Here is a 650-nt window from a genome sequence, read left to right on the forward strand (position 1 = left end):
AATTTTTTTTATTTTTAATAAACTAATTATTTTTTTTTATTTTTTTTGTAAAATTTCTTTTTTTTTAAATTTTTTTTTTTAGTAATGTCAAATACCCAAAATTTTTTTTTTTATTCTTTTTTTTTGAATAGAGAAAAGATTTTTTTATAATCGTTTTAAAATAAAATTTTTTATTAAATAGGAATATAAAAAATAATTTTATCACCTCAATTTTTATTTTATAATGGAAAAAAAATATGAAATAAATTTTAAAATAGTTTTTTTAAAAAAAGGTGGGAAAAATAAAAGGGCGGAAAAAATTTTTGGCAAAGAAAAAAAAAAAGAAAGGAAAAGAAGGATAAGAGAAAAAGAAAAAAAAAGATGAGAAGTAAAAAAAAAGGAAATAAAGAAAAAAAAGGAGAGAAAGAAAATGAAAATGAAAGAAAGAAAAAAAAAAGAAAAAAAAAGAAAGTAAAAAAAAAAAAAGAAGAGGAAAAAAAAAAGAAGAAAAAGAAACAAAAAAGAGAAGAGAAAGAAAAGAAAAAGAGAAAAAAGGAGGAAGAGAGGGAGAAGAAAGAAGAGAAGGAAAAAAAAAAAAAAAAGGAAAAACGAAGAGAAAGGACAAAACCACACACAAAAAGGAGCGAGAGGACGGAGTCCTTTGAATTCAC

Annotated in this window: 2 protein-coding genes; both read left to right on the plus strand. The window is 20.3% G+C overall.

All coding sequences use genetic code 11. The features are described from left to right. Positions 1-223: 223 nt before the first annotated feature. The gene (locus NG904_RS17710; protein WP_252232870.1) at positions 224-364 is read left to right on the plus strand and encodes a hypothetical protein; all 141 of its coding nucleotides are present in this window, start codon (positions 224-226) and stop codon (positions 362-364) included. After that, on the plus strand, positions 361-650 hold a 290-nt coding region (locus NG904_RS17715; RefSeq protein ID WP_252232872.1), incomplete at its 3' end, for a hypothetical protein. The genes NG904_RS17710 and NG904_RS17715, both read left to right, overlap by 4 nt.

The sequence above is a fragment of the Clostridium sp. ZBS15 genome (assembly GCF_023845705.1).
Classification (GTDB): domain Bacteria; phylum Bacillota; class Clostridia; order Clostridiales; family Clostridiaceae; genus Clostridium; species Clostridium aquiflavi.

Coding starts and splice junctions, on each gene's coding strand:
- NG904_RS17710 (WP_252232870.1), top strand. CDS start 224: ATGGAAAAAAAATATGAAATAAATTTTAAAATAGTTTTTTTAAAAAAA.